The sequence below is a fragment of the Zunongwangia profunda SM-A87 genome (genome assembly GCF_000023465.1).
GTDB lineage: Bacteria > Bacteroidota > Bacteroidia > Flavobacteriales > Flavobacteriaceae > Zunongwangia > Zunongwangia profunda.
Genome location: NC_014041.1, coordinates 564,026 through 581,705 on the forward strand (window position 1 = coordinate 564,026; position 17,680 = coordinate 581,705).

At 37.3% G+C, this 17,680-nt stretch carries 18 protein-coding genes; all 18 read left to right on the forward strand.

Annotated features, from left to right (window positions below):
* Positions 1-244: 244 nt before the first annotated feature.
* The 18 genes from ZPR_RS02580 to ZPR_RS23640 all read left to right on the forward strand — a co-directional run bounded on the left by ZPR_RS02580 (position 245) and on the right by ZPR_RS23640 (position 17,679).
* A complete protein-coding gene (locus tag ZPR_RS02580; protein WP_013070048.1) occupies positions 245-1,246 on the forward strand; it encodes a mannose-1-phosphate guanylyltransferase in 1,002 nt (333 codons plus the stop codon).
* A 40-nt stretch (positions 1,247-1,286) separates the two neighbouring features.
* Positions 1,287-1,895, forward strand: a complete 609-nt coding sequence (cysC, locus tag ZPR_RS02585) for an adenylyl-sulfate kinase (protein WP_316928303.1) — start codon at positions 1,287-1,289, stop codon at positions 1,893-1,895.
* Positions 1,896-1,898: 3 nt separating this feature from the next.
* Positions 1,899-2,804 carry a sulfate adenylyltransferase subunit CysD gene (gene cysD / locus ZPR_RS02590; RefSeq protein ID WP_013070050.1) on the forward strand — a complete coding sequence of 302 codons (906 nt, stop codon included), beginning with the start codon at positions 1,899-1,901 and terminating at the stop codon, positions 2,802-2,804.
* Positions 2,805-2,839: 35 nt separating this feature from the next.
* On the forward strand, positions 2,840-4,096 hold the full coding sequence (gene cysN, locus ZPR_RS02595; protein ID WP_013070051.1) for a sulfate adenylyltransferase subunit CysN: 1,257 nt from the start codon (positions 2,840-2,842) through the stop codon (positions 4,094-4,096).
* A gap of 1 nt (position 4,097) precedes the next feature.
* Positions 4,098-4,910 (forward strand): 3'(2'),5'-bisphosphate nucleotidase CysQ, encoded by an 813-nt coding sequence (gene cysQ / locus ZPR_RS02600; RefSeq protein ID WP_013070052.1) that lies wholly within the window; start codon positions 4,098-4,100, stop codon positions 4,908-4,910.
* Between the two features lie 11 nt (positions 4,911-4,921).
* Entirely contained in the window at positions 4,922-6,316 is a 1,395-nt protein-coding gene (locus tag ZPR_RS02605) for a nucleotide sugar dehydrogenase (protein ID WP_013070053.1), read from the forward strand.
* 61 nt (positions 6,317-6,377) lie between these two features.
* Entirely contained in the window at positions 6,378-7,328 is a 951-nt protein-coding gene (locus ZPR_RS02610; RefSeq protein WP_013070054.1) for a GDP-L-fucose synthase family protein, read from the forward strand.
* Positions 7,329-7,467: 139 nt separating this feature from the next.
* A complete protein-coding gene (gene gmd / locus ZPR_RS02615) occupies positions 7,468-8,592 on the forward strand; it encodes a GDP-mannose 4,6-dehydratase (protein ID WP_013070055.1) in 1,125 nt (374 codons plus the stop codon).
* 137 nt (positions 8,593-8,729) lie between these two features.
* Positions 8,730-10,013, forward strand: coding sequence for an MATE family efflux transporter (locus ZPR_RS02620; RefSeq protein ID WP_013070056.1), 1,284 nt, complete (start codon positions 8,730-8,732; stop codon positions 10,011-10,013).
* 43 nt (positions 10,014-10,056) lie between these two features.
* Positions 10,057-11,025, forward strand: coding sequence for a hypothetical protein (locus tag ZPR_RS02625; RefSeq protein ID WP_013070057.1), 969 nt, complete (start codon positions 10,057-10,059; stop codon positions 11,023-11,025).
* Entirely contained in the window at positions 11,022-11,597 is a 576-nt protein-coding gene (locus tag ZPR_RS02630; RefSeq protein ID WP_013070058.1) for an acyltransferase, read from the forward strand. The genes ZPR_RS02625 and ZPR_RS02630 overlap by 4 nt, the downstream gene beginning before the upstream one ends.
* Positions 11,594-12,709: a glycosyltransferase family protein gene (locus ZPR_RS02635; RefSeq protein ID WP_013070059.1), complete on the forward strand. Its 1,116-nt coding sequence runs from the start codon at positions 11,594-11,596 to the stop codon at positions 12,707-12,709. The genes ZPR_RS02630 and ZPR_RS02635 overlap by 4 nt, the downstream gene beginning before the upstream one ends.
* 2 nt (positions 12,710-12,711) lie before the next feature.
* Positions 12,712-13,305 carry an acyltransferase gene (locus ZPR_RS23915; protein WP_013070060.1) on the forward strand — a complete coding sequence of 198 codons (594 nt, stop codon included), beginning with the start codon at positions 12,712-12,714 and terminating at the stop codon, positions 13,303-13,305.
* A 3-nt stretch (positions 13,306-13,308) separates the two neighbouring features.
* Complete coding sequence (locus ZPR_RS02645) at positions 13,309-14,568, forward strand: glycosyltransferase family 4 protein (RefSeq protein WP_233421340.1); 1,260 nt, start codon at positions 13,309-13,311, stop codon at positions 14,566-14,568.
* Between the two features lie 2 nt (positions 14,569-14,570).
* On the forward strand, positions 14,571-15,893 hold the full coding sequence (locus tag ZPR_RS02650) for a hypothetical protein (protein ID WP_013070062.1): 1,323 nt from the start codon (positions 14,571-14,573) through the stop codon (positions 15,891-15,893).
* Positions 15,886-17,019: a glycosyltransferase family 4 protein gene (locus tag ZPR_RS02655; protein ID WP_013070063.1), complete on the forward strand. Its 1,134-nt coding sequence runs from the start codon at positions 15,886-15,888 to the stop codon at positions 17,017-17,019. The genes ZPR_RS02650 and ZPR_RS02655 overlap by 8 nt, the downstream gene beginning before the upstream one ends.
* A complete protein-coding gene (locus tag ZPR_RS23635) occupies positions 17,012-17,230 on the forward strand; it encodes a hypothetical protein (RefSeq protein WP_233421342.1) in 219 nt (72 codons plus the stop codon). The genes ZPR_RS02655 and ZPR_RS23635 overlap by 8 nt, the downstream gene beginning before the upstream one ends.
* 77 nt (positions 17,231-17,307) lie before the next feature.
* On the forward strand, positions 17,308-17,679 hold the full coding sequence (locus ZPR_RS23640; RefSeq protein ID WP_013070065.1) for an acyltransferase: 372 nt from the start codon (positions 17,308-17,310) through the stop codon (positions 17,677-17,679).
* Position 17,680 lies beyond the last annotated feature (1 nt).

Sequence of the window (17,680 nt, forward strand, 5' to 3'; positions counted from 1 at the left end):
TTTATCTTGGCTAAATTAACATTTATTTATAGGTTAGTGTGCTGTAAATAAATAGATTTGGCGTTCGATTTTATGAAAAAAATAATTAAAATTTAAGAAGATCTGGGTTGTTGGTAAAAACAATGTAGGATCTTTTTTGTTTTTTAATGAAGCTGTAAGTGAGAGCCCTGGGGACATTTAAATGTGACTCCTGTGGCGGAGCCTTGGAAAATCTTATCTTTAAAGCAAACTAATTAAATAAAATATGAGTGCGACGTATCATGTAATTCTTACCGGAGGTGTAGGTAGCCGTTTATGGCCACTTTCCAGAAAATCACAGCCTAAACAATATTTAGAGATTTTTAAAAATGACTCTTTATTTGAATTGGCGATAAAAAGAAATCAGAAGTTTTCTGATGGACTGATTGTAGTAGGAAATAAGGATAACAGGAGCTTATCTATAAGTAGCTTAAAAAAACTTGGGGTAAATAACTATCATGAAATTGTGGAAGCTACTCCCAGGAACACGGCTCCGGCGATTGCTTTTGCCGCTTTTCAGGTAAAACCGGATGATATTTTAGTGGTGACTCCGGCAGATCATATTATTAAAGCTGATGAGAATTATGATCATGCAGTTTCGAAAGCAATAAAATTAGCCGAAGAAGGTAATATCGTAACTTTTGGGGTTAAACCAACAAGACCAGAAACCGGATATGGTTATATAGAAAGTGATGGGCAAAATGTAGTGTCTTTCCGTGAGAAGCCTAATCTAGAAACTGCAAAAGATTTTTTGCATAGAGGCAATTTTCTATGGAATAGCGGAATGTTTTGTTTTAAAGCTGGTGTTTTTCTTTCTGAGCTGGAAAAATATGAACCCAAAGTCTTTGAAGCCTCAAAGGAAGCTTTCCAGAAATCGGAAGAAGGTAGATTAGATGAAGCATTATCTATGGATATTCCTTCCATAAGTGTTGATTATGCCGTAATGGAGCGTAGTGAACTTATTAAAGTTGTAAATGCCGATTTTGAATGGAGTGATATGGGGAGCTTTGAAGCTGTTTACGATTATTTTGTAGAATCAGGATACCCGGTGGATCAGGAAGGGAATATGGTGATAGGATGTGATAAATTTACGGCCTTTGTAGGTTTAAAGAATACTATTTTTGTAAATACCAGTGATGCTATTTTGATTTTATCGAAAGAGGCCTCGCAAGATGTAAAAGGAGTGTATCAGCAATTGGTAGACGAAAACTCTCCTTTAATCCAATAGATTTATTTAATTCTGCTTTTGTGTTTAAGTTGCAAGCTTTTTGAGTAGAATAGTTGATATGAGTAATATTATTCCGCATAAATATGAGATCACAGCCAATAAGAGAGCTTTGCAAAAAAAGCAAAGGCCTCTGGTAGTTTGGTTTAGTGGGCTCTCGGGTTCTGGAAAATCAACCCTGGCAAATCTTTTGGAAAAAGAATTGTTTACCGCGGGGTTTCATACCTATGTATTAGATGGCGATAATATTCGCTTGGGTCTGAATAAGGACTTAGGTTTTGATCAAGCCTCAAGGAATGAAAATATTAGAAGGATAGCAGAGGTTTGCAAATTATTTTTAGATAGCGGGTTGATTGTAATTGCGGCATTCATTACGCCTAAAGAAATAGATCGAAGAATTATTGAGTCTGTTTTAGGGGAGCATTATATAGAGGTTTATGTGGATACTCCTTTAGAACTCTGTGAAAAAAGAGATATTAAAGGATTATATAAAAAGGCAAGAAAAGGCGAAATCGCTAATTTTACCGGGGTAACCTGTGAATTTGAAAAGCCTGCCGATCCAGATTTGCATATAGAAACGCAAAGGGAAGAAATAGAAGAAAGTATTCGAAGAATATTTAAGTATATTCACGACCGAATAAATGAAAATTAAAAAATGAAAAAGTATTATCTGAATTATTTAGATGAACTTGAATCAGAAGCAATATATGTATTGCGTGAAGTTTGGGCACAGTTTGAAAATCCTGTGATCCTTTTTTCCGGAGGGAAAGATTCTATATTAGTCACTCATTTAGCTAAAAAAGCCTTTTATCCCAGTAAAATACCATTTTCTTTGTTGCATGTGGATACGGGGCATAATTTCCCAGAAACGATAGCCTTTAGGGATGATCTGGTAAAAGAGCTTGGGGTTAATCTATTAGTTGGTTCTGTACAGGAATCTATTGATGAAGGACGTGTACAGGAAGAAAAAGGAAAGAATGCAACAAGAAACGCCCTGCAAATTACGACGCTTTTAGATGCTATTGAAACGAATAAAATTGATTGCGCGATTGGAGGTGGTCGAAGGGATGAAGAAAAGGCACGTGCTAAAGAGCGTTTTTTCTCGCATCGGGATGATTTTGGACAATGGGATCCAAAAAATCAGCGTCCGGAATTATGGAACCTCTTAAATGGTAAATATTTCGAAGGCGAACATTTTAGAGCTTTTCCTATAAGTAACTGGACAGAAATGGACGTTTGGAATTATATTAAGCGGGAAAATATTCAGATTCCATCTTTATATTTTGCACATCAAAGAGAGGTGGTTTGGAGAAATAATTCATGGATTCCTGTTTCAGATTTTCTAAAATTAGAAGAAAGCGAGGAGGTTGTTACAAAGAAAATTAGGTTTAGAACACTGGGGGATATTACGATTACCGGAGGAATCGAATCTGAAGCAGATACGTTAGAAAAGATTGCCGAAGAGGTGTCTACCATGCGTAAAACCGAACGGGGAGATCGTTCAGACGATAAACGATCTGAAACAGCCATGGAAGATAGAAAAAAACAAGGTTATTTTTAAGTAAACAGGTCCTTGACCTTAAGATATAAATTACAATGGAAATTAGTAATAATCAGTTATTACGATTTACAACAGCAGGAAGTGTAGACGACGGTAAGAGTACCCTGATAGGTAGACTTTTATACGATTCTAAATCTATATTTGAAGATCAATTAGCATCGGTTACCGCTACGAGTTCAAAAAAGGGGCATGAAGGGGTAGATTTAGCCTTGTTTACCGATGGGTTGAAAGATGAAAGAGAACAGGGGATTACCATAGATGTCGCTTACCGCTATTTCACGACTCCTAAACGAAAATTTATCATTGCCGATACTCCTGGTCATATTCAGTATACCAGGAATATGGTTACCGGAGCTTCCACGGCTAATGCGGCAGTGATTCTTATTGATGCCAGAAATGGGGTGATCGAACAGACTAAAAGGCATTCTTTTATCGCATCGCTATTGAATATTCCCCATTTAGTAGTCTGCGTAAATAAAATGGATTTGGTAGATTATTCTGAAGAAGTTTTTAATAAGATTACCGCGCAGTTTGAAGAATTCAGCAGTAAATTATTGATGAAGGATGTACGGTTTATTCCAATTAGTGCTTTAGAAGGGGACAATGTGGTGAATAAATCAGAGAACATGGACTGGTATGTAGGTGGTACACTGCTTAATGTTTTGGAGACACTTCATATTAGTAGTGATATCAATAAGATTGATGCCAGATTCCCGGTGCAAACGGTGCTACGACCTCAATCTGAAGAATTCAGGGATTATAGAGGTTATGCAGGAAGGATCGCCAGCGGAATTTATAGAAAAGGAGATGAGGTTGCTGTATTACCTTCCGGCTTTACTTCAAAAATTAAATCTATAAATACCGGAGAAGATGAAATTGAGGAAGCATTCGCTCCAATGTCGGTCGCAATTACTTTAGAAGACGATATTGATATTAGTAGAGGGGATATGATTGTAAAGAAAAACAATCAGCCGGAACCTTCTCAGGAATTTGATGTGATGCTTTGCTGGTTAAATAATGATGCAGCAAAACCAAGAGCTAAGTATGTAATTCAGCATACCTCAAATGAAGAAAGAGCCATGATTAAGTCGGTTGTTTATAAGGTAGATATCAATTCTTACGAACGGCAAGAAGATGACGATAGTTTGCAGATGAATGATATTGCACGAGTAAAAATTCGTACGACAAGAAGGTTAATGATTGATTCTTATCGCGATAATAGAAATACCGGGAGTATTATTTTAATTGATGCCGGCACAAACGAAACTGTAGCAGCAGGAATGATTGTTTAAGTTGGAAGATCAGTATTTAGAGATAGCGATTAAGGCAAGTTTTAAGGCAGCCAAAGAGGTAATGTCGATTTATGAAGCCGGAGACTTTGATGTTGAAATGAAATCAGATCATTCACCATTGACCATAGCTGATAAAACTGCGCACACAATTATTAAAAAAGAGCTGGAAAAAACAGGAATTCCAATCCTTTCTGAAGAAGGAAAACATTTGTCCTATGAAGAAAGAAAGCATTGGGATAAACTATGGATTGTAGATCCTATAGATGGCACCAAAGAATTTATAAAAAAAAGCGGTGAGTTTACTATAAATATCGCTTTGATCGAACAGCAAAAACCGGTATTAGGAGTAGTGTATGCTCCTGCTTTAGAATTTTTATATTGGGGAGGGCAGTCAGGATCATATAAATTAACAGGAGTAAGAAATTTTAAGGAGTTTGAATTTAAACTGGATTCTAGAAAAAAGTTGCCTTTAACGCACAAAAATAAAGCTTTTGTAATTGCGGCCAGTAAATCGCATTTAACGAACACCACCAAAGATTTTATAAATCAAAAAAGAGCTTCATATGCTGATGTTGAAATTATTTCAAAAGGAAGTTCGTTAAAAATTTGCATGGTGGCAGAAGGTATTGTGGATTGCTATCCAAGATTCGGTACTACCATGGAATGGGACACCGCTGCCGGGCACGCTGTATGTGCTAATGCCCAGGCTGAGATAGAGGATTTAAATCAAGTCCCTTTATTATATAATAAAAAAGACTTAAGGAACGCTGATTTCCTTTGTAACAGTAAAAATAATTTTAAAGTAACTAACTAAAAATTTTAGAAATGAAAATTAAGAATATCTGCTGTATAGGGGCCGGTTATGTTGGAGGACCAACAATGTCGGTGATCGCTCAGAAATGCCCGGAAATAAATGTAACTGTGGTAGATCTTAATGAAAAAAGAATTGCAGCCTGGAATGATGAAGATGTTGAGAATATTCCAATTTACGAACCGGGATTGTCTGGTGTAGTGGCTGAAGCTAGAGGAAGAAATTTATTCTTTTCTACAGATGTTGATGAAGCCATCGATAAAGCAGATATGATCTTTATTTCGGTAAATACACCTACCAAAACCTATGGAATAGGTAAGGGCATGGCGGCTGATTTAAAATGGATTGAATTATGCGCAAGACAGATAGCCAGAGTGGCTACTTCAGATAAAATAGTGGTAGAGAAATCTACATTGCCCGTAAGAACGGCAGCAGCCTTGTCTGATATTCTACATAATACCGGGAATGGGGTGAAATACCATATTTTATCGAATCCTGAGTTTTTAGCGGAAGGTACTGCAGTGGAAGATCTTCATGCCCCAGATAGAGTTTTGATTGGGGGGGATTATACTACGGAAGAGGGAAGCAAAGCTTTGCAGGCTTTAGTAGATGTCTACGCCCACTGGGTACCCAAAGAAAATATTTTAACGACTAATGTATGGTCTTCAGAACTATCGAAATTAACTGCAAATGCATTTTTAGCACAAAGAGTTTCCAGTATCAATTCGTTATCTGAACTTTGTGAAGCCAGTGGTGCTGATGTAGCAGAAGTCGCTAGAGCCATTGGAAAAGATAGTAGAATAGGTCCTAAGTTTTTACAATCTTCCGTTGGTTTTGGAGGTTCCTGTTTTCAAAAAGACATTTTAAATCTGGTTTATATTGCTAAAAGCTTTGGTTTGAATGAGGTAGCTGATTACTGGGAGCAGGTAATTATAATGAATGATCACCAAAAGAGAAGGTTTGCAGCAAATATCGTAAAAACACTATATAATACAGTTTCTGGAAAGAAAATTGCGATGCTGGGTTGGGCCTTTAAGAAGGACACGAACGATACCAGAGAATCTGCAGCAATCTACGTAGCTGATTATTTATTAAACGAAAGAGCAGAAGTTGTGGTGTACGATCCAAAAGTTACTTCAGCACAAATTTATGCAGATCTAGATTATCTAGGTTCTCGATCTGAAGAAGAGAATAGAAATCTGGTTACTGTCGTGAATAGCCCTTATGAGGCTATTGAGGACGCTCATGCTACGGCAATCTTGACGGAGTGGGATGAGTTTAAAAAGTTGGATTGGGATAAAGTTTTTGAAAGTATGCTTAAACCGGCCTTTCTTTTTGATGGTAGAAGGTTATTAGAGCGAAACGAAATGGAAGAAAAAGGATTTAAGTTTTATTCTATCGGAAACTAAACCCATAGAATTTGAAATTATTAGTAGAGGGATTATTGCAATTGCTTATTTGTAAATAGAAATGGAAAAAGATTCTAAAATATATCTTGCTGGTCATCGAGGAATGGTTGGTGCTGCGATCTGGAGAGTGTTAAAAAAGAAAGGATACTCAAATCTAATTGGGAGAACGAGTAAAGAATTAGATCTTAGAAATCAAAAAGCTGTTTTTGATTTTATCAAAAGCGAAAAACCAGATGTGGTTATTGATGCTGCCGCACGTGTAGGAGGTATTTTGGCTAATAATAATTATCCATTTCAGTTTTTGATGGAGAATATGCAAATTCAAAATAATTTAATTGATGCTGCACATAAATTGGATGTAAAGAAATTTATATTTCTCGGAAGTTCCTGTATTTATCCTAAATTGGCACCACAACCTTTAAAGGAAGAGTATTTGTTGACTGATTCTTTAGAGCCGACTAATGAATGGTATGCCATTGCAAAAATCACCGGAGTAAAAGCCTGTCAGGCCATAAGAAAGCAATTCGGAAAAGATTTTGTGAGTTTGATGCCTACCAACTTGTATGGGACGCATGATAATTTTGATTTGGAAACTTCACATGTGTTACCGGCCATGATACGTAAATTTCATGAGGCCAAAGAAAATAATAACTCAGCCGTAACCTTATGGGGAAGTGGTACACCGATGCGAGAATTTCTTTTTGTGGATGATATGGCTGCTAGTGTGGTATTTGCGTTAGAAAATGAATTGCCGGAATATCTTTACAATGTGGGTACCGGTATTGATATCACAATTAAAGAATTGGCTGAAACAATTCAAAAGAAAGTTGGGCATACAGGTGAGATTGTTTGGGATAGTTCGAAACCTGATGGTACGCCTCGTAAGTTAATGGATATTACTAAAATGCATGACTTAGGATGGAAACATCAGGTGGAATTGGAGGAAGGAATTGAAAAAACTTACCAATGGTTCTTAACTAATAATGATAGCTTTAAGCAGGTAAAGATGTAACAGATGTTTCGTCTTTTCCCTATTTATAAAGATTATTTTTTACTATTAAATAAAATAAAAATAGGGTTTGGAAATTGGGTAATTATTATTGTGACTAAATTACTACTCACAATTCACTACTGAACTAAAATAAAAAAATATGAAAGTCGCACTAATCACGGGAATTACAGGACAAGATGGTTCCTATTTAGCGGAATTATTATTGGAAAAGGGATATATGGTACATGGTATCAAAAGGCGTGCTTCCCTTTTTAATACAGATCGTATAGATCATTTATATCAGGATCCACATGATCCAAATCAACGCCTAAAATTACATTATGGAGATTTAACTGACTCCATGAATTTAACTCGAATCATACAGGAAACCCAGCCCGATGAGATCTATAATTTGGGTGCGATGTCCCATGTAAAGGTTTCCTTTGATTCCCCTGAATATGTGGGTAATGTAGATGGATTAGGAACCCTACGTATTTTGGAAGCGGTACGTTTATTAGGTTTAGAGAAAAAAACCAGGATTTACCAGGCTTCTACTTCCGAACTATACGGAGGTTTACCGGAAAATAAAAATGCAAATGGTTTCTATGACGAAACCTGTCCTTTTTATCCCAGATCTCCTTATGGGGTGGCTAAAATCTATGGTTTCTGGATTACTAAGAATTATCGTGAAGCTTATAATATGTATGCCTGTAACGGAATCCTGTTTAATCATGAATCTCCAAGAAGAGGGGAAACTTTTGTAACCCGAAAAATTACCCGAGCCGTAGCAAAAATAGCACTAGGTTTACAGGATAAAATATATTTAGGAAATTTAGATGCGCAACGAGACTGGGGGCACGCCAAAGATTATGTGCGTATGATGTGGATGATCTTACAGGCAGATAAACCTGAAGATTGGGTGATTGCCACTGGGGTAACTACAACGGTTCGAGATTTTGTACGTATGGCTTTTGAGGAAGTAGGAATTGAGTTAGAATTTAAAGGCGTAGGAGTAGATGAGAAGGCTTTTGTGGTAGCTTGTAATGGAGATTATAAGGTTGAGATCGGTAAAGAAGTACTTTCTGTAGATCCTTCTTATTTCCGTCCGACAGAGGTTGATTTGTTATTAGGAGATCCTTCTAAAGCCAAAGAAAAGCTGGGTTGGGTTCCCGAGTATGATTTAAAGGCGTTGGTAAAAGATATGATGAAAGGCGATGTTAAATTGATGAAAAGAGATGTAGATCTTTTAAAAGCGGGGCATAAAATTTTAAAGCAAGTGGAGTAATTCCTTGAGTAGCTACAAAGGGAGTTACTTTATAAAGTAAGGAATTATAAAGAAGGTAAATATTATCGAATAACTATTATTAGTAGGAACGAAATGTTCTTATAACCTTGCAATGGCGATAATTAGGATATGTCAAAATGAATAAATTAACTTCGGGTACTTCAAAGGCTACTGTTTTGCAGTGGGGAAAATTACTAACGATTACTGGAGGAGCTCAAGCTTTAGTGCAAGGGTTAGGTTTGCTGGTAGGAGTATTGATTATACGATTATTGCCCAAAGAAGAATATGCCTTTTATACCATTGCCAATACCATGTTGGGTACCATGACGGTACTAGCTGACGGAGGAATCAACAATGGAGCTATGGCAGCTGGAGGAGAAGTATGGCAAGATCGGTATGGATTAGGAAAAGTATTGCGGACTAGTATACACATGCGAAAAAAGTTTGCCGTCTATAGTTTGATAGTGACCATTCCGATACTGATCTATTTATTGAACAAGCAAGATGCTCCTTGGACTTCAATTTTACTGATTACCTTAGCGCTGATTCCTTCTTTTTGGGCGGCCTTATCTGATTCCCTGTTACAAACGGTACCGAAATTGCATCAGGCGATTCCACCTTTGCAAAAGAATCAATTATTGGTGTCATTAATGCGCCTTTTTTTTAGCGGTGTGTTTGTCTTTTTATTTCCATTTACTTTTATAGCTGTTTTGGGTAATGGAATTCCCCGTTTGATCGGTAATTTTCGTTTGCACAAAATAGCAGCACCGTTTATAGATGAAGCAGCACCGGTAGATAAGAAAATCGAAGCACGTATTATGCGTATTGTAAGACGTACATTACCAGGTTCTATCTATTATTGTATTTCTGGACAGATTACCGTTTGGATTCTTTCATTCTTTGGAAATACCGGTTCTATTGCAAGTGTTGGGGCTTTGTCGCGCTTAGCCATGGTATTAACGTTGATTAGTACAGTGGTAAGTACTTTGGTAATACCTCGGTTTTCACGATTAAAACCTGTACGGTCCAATTTGTTAAAAAAATATATATTGATCTTTCTAGGGCTTTCGGTTGTACTGCTGATCTTTATTGCGGTAACGTATGGCTGTTCAGATTGGATTCTTTTGATTTTAGGAGATAAATACAAAGGATTGAACTTTGAATTGGTGTTAACGATTATCGGAAGCGCTTTTTCACTTCTGTCGGGTGTAGCTTTTGGTTTGTACAGTAATCGTGGATGGGTGATTCATCCAGTTGTAATGATAATGGTGAATTTGATCAGTATTATTCTATTTGTCAATGTAATGGATGTAACATCTTTGGTCGGTGTCTTGCAATTTAATATTGCAATAAATATGATTAGTTTTTTAATGAATTTCATATTTGGATTTTTTAAAATCCTTAAATTGAGAGATATTTGATAGTATATAGAGTTTAAATTCATATAGATTAAGGATTTTTTGGATGAATATTAAAGTTTGTACCTTATTTGAAGGTAGGTATCATTACGGTGTAGCGGTTTTAACTAATTCATTATATAAGTGGGGTTTTAGGGGAGAGATACATGTAGGTTATAGAGGGAATCTCCCAAATTGGACTTCTTCTAGAGAGGAGAATAAAAGTATTGATTGGGGTGGAGTTTCAACATTTGAAGTATTAGATGGTTTAACTCTTAATTTCTTGCCTTTGGAAACAGATATTTCTCTTACAAATTATAAACCAAACTTTATGATGGATCTTCTAGAAAATGAAACGACAACTGCGGATGGTTTACTATATTTTGATCCAGATATTGTAAATGTAACACCAATTAATTTTTTTGCTGAATGGATTGAATATGGCATAGCAATGGCTGCTGACGTAAATTCTCCTATTTCAAGAAATCATCCTCGTCGTATGAAATGGGTTGAATTTTATTCGAAATGTTCGATTGACTTAAATTATGAATCAGATATATATGTGAATGGTGGTTTTATTGGAGTAGCCAAGAAAGATATTGTTTTTCTAAATCTTTGGAAGAAGTCGCAAGATTTAATGGCTAATGAAATAGGAGGTTTGCATAAATCTATTTTTTCTGAAAAACCAAAGGTTGTCTATGGAGGAGATTTTGATGCGTTTAGTAAAACAGATCAAGATGCATTGAATGTGGCAATAGGTATATATGATGGAAAAACTTGTATAGTTGATCGTGATGCAATGGGTTTTTTCCCTGGTTTAGTGATGTTTCCACATGCCTTGGGACGACAGAAACCATGGGATGTAAAACCACTTTTATTTTGGTTAAAGGGTCTGAAGCCGAGGAGAGTTGACAAATTATTTTGGGAGTATGCGGAAGGACCAATAAAACCTTATAATAAGTTTATGGTGTATCAAAAACAAATTTTGATAAAGATCTGGAGTGTTTTGAGTCGTTTTTATAGTAAACCATTATGATTATAAAGAAAATACTTCGATTGGGTCTATTTAAAATTCGATTGGTATATATACCAAAATATTTTTCTTTTAGAACAAGCATTTACCGTTTTCAAGGGTTGAAAACAGGAAAAGGAACTGTTGTCGGAAATGCTAGATTTACTTGGCCTCATCAAGTGAAAATAGGGGATAGTAGTCGTTTTGAACATGATGTATACTTTCATTATGACGGAATATATTCTGACTCTGCTTCGATTATTATTGGAAACAATGTTTTTGTAGGATATGGAGTAGAGTTTAATATCCGGAAAGCAATTCATGTTGGAAATAATTGTTTGATAGCATCTGGATGCAAATTTATTGATCATGATCATGGAATGGCTATAGGAAGCTATATGAACAGTCAAATAGGCACTGAAGATGAAATATATTTGGAAGATGATGTTTGGTTAGGGGTAAATGTGGTGGTGTTAAAGGGGGTTACAATAGGGGAGGGAGCAGTGATTGCAGCAAATGCAGTAGTAACCAAATCAATACCCAAAAATGAGGTTTGGGCAGGTATTCCAGCCAAAAAAGTTAAGGACAGATTATGAAGTTTTCTAAAATATTGGTTATATGTGGTTCTTTGGAAAAAGGAAAGGATGGTGTAGGAGACTATACCAGAGCATTGGTATCGCAATTGAAAGAGAGAAGAATAGTGGTAGTGCTGTTGGCGCTTTCTGATAAGCATATAAAGGAAGTACAAGATGAAGTATTGCACTCCATACCTGTAAAACGGATACCTTTAATGTTAAAAGAATCGGAGCGCATATCCATAGCGAAGCATTTCATTGAGGAAAAGAAGCCTGATTTGGTAAGTTTACAGTTTGTGCCCTATGCTTTTGATGCGAAAGGCTTTCCTCATTATTTGTTAAAGGTATTGCCGTGTATCGTGCAGGGACATAATGTGCAATGGCATATTATGTTTCATGAACTTTGGGTAGCGATGGCAAAGGAAAGTTCGTTCAAATTGAAAATAATCGGAACCTTACAGCGAAGATTGATTAGAAATTTATTGAAAATACTAAATCCTTGCTGTGTGCATACCCATACCTCATTATATCAGGAAGAGTTGAGGTTGTTAGGTGTGAAAGCAAATTTGTTACCTTTATTTAGCAATATTGGTAAAATAGAGAGTGGCAGCAAAGAAAAGAAGGTTATGCATAGTATAGTTCATGTTGGGATTTTCGGAAGTATTCATCCCGGAGCACCGATAAAACAGTTTTTTAATATCTTGCAAACTTCCTTTGAAAGCGTAAAGATTCACTTTATTGGAGGCAATGGAAATGAACTTTCGAGTTGGATAAATCTGTTGGATGTTTCCGATATTCCTTATGAAGTACATGGGCGTCAATCTGAAAAAACTATTAGTACACTCCTGGACTACTGTGATCTGGGCATTAGTACGACTCCGTATTATGTGACCCAAAAAAGTGGTTCGATAGCTGCAATGTTGTTACACGATATGGCTGTTGTTTGCGTAGCACGTCCATGGACGCCATGGGTTTTGACTAAAAACTCAAACATGGCCGCAAATCTGACCAATCCCTATGTTTTACAATGGCAAGGAGGTAAGATTGACAAGGAAATGTTTCCTATTACAGAAAGTAGCCATTTCGAGGTATCGTATGTGGCAACACAATTTATAAACGATTTACATCTGTAATTATGGCTTCATTAAAATATTTATGGCAAAATAGAGCAGTGTTTCCCTTTTTTTCAAAGGATAATGCAAAAGCTTGGGCAAAACGAATCCATAGTTATCCCGTTTTAAGACGTAGAAATAGGGAACGGAAGTCATTGATAAGACAGGGTGGATTGATTGCTGAAACGGCCGAGTTGGGTAACGTTGATATTAATGGAGATAAAAAGAACTTAACTATAGGTGAGTTCTCTTTTTTAGGTCGTGTGGAAATTGCTTTACATGACCGTGTAACCATACAGGATTATGTATGTATTAATGATGGAGTGATTTTGTTATCAGCGTCTCACGACCTTATGGATCCCTTGTGGCAACATAAAAAGGCCCCCATAGTAATAGAGTCCTACGCATGGGTAGCTACCGGAGCCATCATCTTGCCTGGAGTAACCATAGGAAGAGGAGCAGTAGTAGGAGCTGGTGCTGTTGTGAGCAAAGATGTACCTCCTTATGGGATTGCAGCAGGTAATCCGGCTGTTTTACTTCATAAAAAAAGAACAGAAGAACTAAGATACAATCCGTGTGAATTTTTAGCAGCGAATCGTGCATGGTTGTTTGGATAAAATATGAAGTACATGAAAAATAGAAAAGTTATATTATCCCATCCATTAGGAAATCAAAATGTAAGAGCTGTCTTACGTGGTATGGAGCAGGCTGGAGTTTTAGGCGGGTTTGTGACTTCGGTGGCAACTTTTCCAGACTCATCTCTTGATAAAATAAGTCGTCGTATTTCATTTTTAGGAGAATTTCAAAAAAGAAGTTTTGATCCCTCTTTACGAAATTACACAAACACATATTTTTATAGAGAATTAGGACGCATAATTTGTGCTAAATTGAAATTGAAGTTTCTAACTACCCATGAATCAGGACAGTTTAGTATTGATAAAGTGTGTCACTATATTGATCATAAAACGGCACAGTTGCTTTCCAAAGAATCCGGTATCAAAGGAATGTATGCTTATGAAGATATAGCCCTTGAAAGCTTTCAGGTAGCCAAGTCACTTGGTATTTCCTGTCTGTACGATTTACCCATTGGGTATTGGCTTGCTGCCCGACGGTTAATGCAGCAAGAAGTGGAGGCGCGTCCGGAATGGGCGCCAACCATGGTGGGTTTTCGAGATTCAGCAGCGAAACTGGCTCGAAAAGATAAAGAATTGGCATTGGCCGATCATATTTTTGTAGCCAGCAGTTTTACCAAAGAAACCTTACAGGACTATCCGGGTACATTAGCGCCTATTTCCGTAGTGCCTTACGGTTTTCCTCCGGTAGCAATCAATAGAACCTATAACAACCCTCATGGAAAGTTGAAGCTCTTGTTTGTAGGAGGCTTGTCGCAACGCAAAGGACTCGCAAACTTGTTTGAAGCGGTGGATCTGATAGGGAAACAGCATATCGAATTGACTATTGTAGGGAGAAAGTCCGGCGGAGCTTGTGTTCCCTTAGAAAAGGCATTGCAAGAACATACTTATATACCGGGATTACCGCATGCTCAAATATTAGAATTGATGCAAACCCAGGATGTGTTTGTATTTCCATCCTTATTTGAAGGATTTGGTTTGGTGATCACAGAAGCCATGTCACAAGGACTGCCTGTGATCACTACCGAGCGCACCATAGGACCAGACATCATTACACATGCTGAAAATGGATGGTTGACCGAAGCGGGAAATACTGATAGTTTGGTAGCTGCCTTGGAACATATGTTGCAGCAGCGATCACATATACCACAGCTAGGGGAAGCGGCTATGCAAAAGGCGCAATCAAGGCCTTGGAATGTATACAGCCAGGAAACGGCAACTCAAGTTCAAAAATTGATAGATAACTAACTATGGCAGTAAGAAACGAAAGTGTAGCCTTGATGAACCAACAAAATGAGCAGATAGCAAAGCGTATCAAGCAAATGATATGGCTATATTTCTTTTTGTTGATTTTTGAAGGGGCTTTGCGAAAATGGTTTTTACCCTTTTTAGCGACTCCTTTATTAGTGGTACGAGAACCGGTTGCGATCTATGCGGTGTTTTTAGCTATTAAATATCGATTGTTTCCGGTAAGCCCTAGCCTTCTTTTATTTGTGCTTACAGGAATTGTCACTACTTTTTTAGCACTGTTTTTAGGGCATCAAAATTTATTTGTGGCTTTATTTGGAGCGCGGATCTTCTTTTTTCATGTTCCTTTTGTGTATTTAATAGCAAGCTTTTGGACATATAACGATTTTTTACAATTGGGAAAGATTTTTCTATGGTTGACTTTGTTGATGACCATAATCATTTTCTTTCAATTTTATTCCCCTCAATCTGCTTTGATCAACCGTGGAGTGGGTGGGGATACTTCTGGGGCAGGTTTTAGCGGAGCTAAAGGGTTTTTCAGGCCTCCCGGTACTTTTTCTTTCATTAATGGAACTACCTCCTTTTATGCCTTGGCAATCTGTTTTATTACTTACTTTTGGTTAAGTAGAAATAAGGTGAATAAAATATTATTGATAGGTGCTACCCTAGGGGCTATTATTGCTATCCCTTTAAGTATTAGCCGTACCTATTTCTTCAATGTAGTGTTACTCTTGTTGTTTGTAGGAGGTATTCAATTACGAAATCCTAGACAATTACCCAAAACGCTGATTGCAATAGTGGTGTTGGTATTGGTAGGAGTTGTTCTTGTGCAAGTTCCGGAAGTTTCAACCGCTTTAGAAGCATTCACTTCGAGATTCGATGCAGCTAATGAAAATGAAGGTGGTTTAGAAGGTGTATTACTTGTCCGTTTTTTAGGAGGAATGTATGAGTATTTATTTCAAGCTGGAGACATTCCTTTTTGGGGTGCCGGACTTGGGATGGGCTCCAACGTGGGAGCTATGTTATTATCGGGAGAAGCTGTTTTTTTGTTGCCGGAGGTGGAATGGGGGCGTATTCTTGGCGAAATAGGAGTGGTCTTTGGATTGTTAGTGATTATTTTACGTGTTCAAATAGGATTCGGTTCATTATGGAAGGCATTTAAAAAAATCGGTAAAGGAGAGTATTTGTCTTGGTTGTTGTTAAGTACGGGATTTGTAGTAATTATTCAAGGACAGTGGGGACAACCCACCAACTTGGGTTTTTTTGTAATCACGACAGGTTTGGTATTGGCGAGTTTAGAAGTTGAAAATAGTTTAGATGAATAAAAAAATTGTATTTATTGGTAATTATCCTTTAGACCACCAAGAAAGTATGGAACGCTTTGCTCAGATGCTTGTTATGGGATTTCAGGGTGACTGTACTGTTGAGATATTTCGTCCGAAGGTATGGTTTGCCAAACCGTTTAAGAACTCCTTGTCAGGTGTAGGGAAATGGTTAGGGTATATGGATAAATGGTTGTTATTTCCTTTGTTACTGAGATTAAAAGTAAAAAAAGAGACAACATACACATATTTTCATGTATGCGACCATTCCAATGCCTACTATATGCGTAGTTTGCCTGTAAACCGGAGCAGTATTACCTGTCATGATGTTTTGGCAATCCGAGGTGCTTTGGGGTATAAGGATGCTTATTGCCCCGCATCACGTTTTGGAGTGCTTTTGCAAAAATGGATCTTGCGGCATTTAACAATGAGCGATAAAATAGCCTGTGTTTCACAATTTACATTGGGTCAATTGGTCGATTTACATGGGAAGCAGACGAAACCGGGATGGACAGTGATTCATAATGGATTCAATGCCCCGTTTCAGCAACTATCAAATGAAGTAAAACTTCAGCGATTACAATCGGGAGGTTTACAGGGCTTGCTAAAGAATGACTATATATTGCATTTAGGGTCTAATTTGGCGCGTAAAAATAAGAAGCTACTGCTGCATATGTTGTCATATCTTCCGGACTGGGATGGGAAGATATGTTTTGCAGGGAAGCCTCTAACTTCGGAATTCAAAGAAATGATCCAGGAATTAGAGCTGTCAGATCGGGTGGTAGAGGTAATCAAACCGGAATTTACACTTTTAGAAGCGTTGATCAATCAAGCAAAAGTATTTATATTCCCTTCTTTTTCAGAAGGCTTTGGTTGGCCAGTAACCGAGGCACAGGCGTGTGGGACTCCGGTGGTAGCCAGTTTTTTGGCTCCCATGCCCGAAGTAGGTGGTACAGGAGCGCTCTATGCTGATCCGTACCAACCAGAGGCATTTGCCCAGCAAGTAGATCTTATTTTGAAGGATAGAAATCTGGAAACAACACTAAAAGCCGCAGGTTTTGAAAATATTAAACGATTTGAAACCACGTTGATGATACAACGGTATAAAGATTTTTTTCAATATGGGTAAACTTTTAAAACTATTTATCTGTATAGCACCAATGCCATTGAAGCGTTGGTTATTACAAAGATATTATGGGTATTGTATTCATCCTACAGCACGTATTGGATGGTCTTGGGTTTTTCCAGGTTATCTGGAAATGGAAGCGCATTCTAAGATTGGACATTTCAATACCGCAGTACATTTGGATGCCATACATTTGGAGAGCACGTATCTATAGGAAGAGGAAATTGGATTACGGGTTTTAGCTCGAAGGGTTCGTCAAAGCATTTCCAGCATCAAACCGATCGTAAGTCGATGTTTGCCGTAGGAGCACATAGTGCCATTACAAAGAATCATCATATTGATTGTACCAGCCCAATTTTTATTGGGAAGTTTGTGACTATAGCAGGCTATCAATCTCAGCTATTAACTCATTCGATCAATGTATATGACAACAGGCAGGATAGTCAATCTATTTATATTGGGGATTATACCTTTATAGGGACCAATGTGGTGATTTTAGGAGGTTCTAAATTACCGGCTAAATCTGTATTAGGAGCCAAAGCCTTGCTTAATAAATCGTATGAAGAGGAATGGATGTTATACGGAGGAAATCCAGCTAAACCTATTGTTCCTATTCAAAAAGATGCTAAATATTTTTCTAGAACTAAAGGATATGTTATTTAAC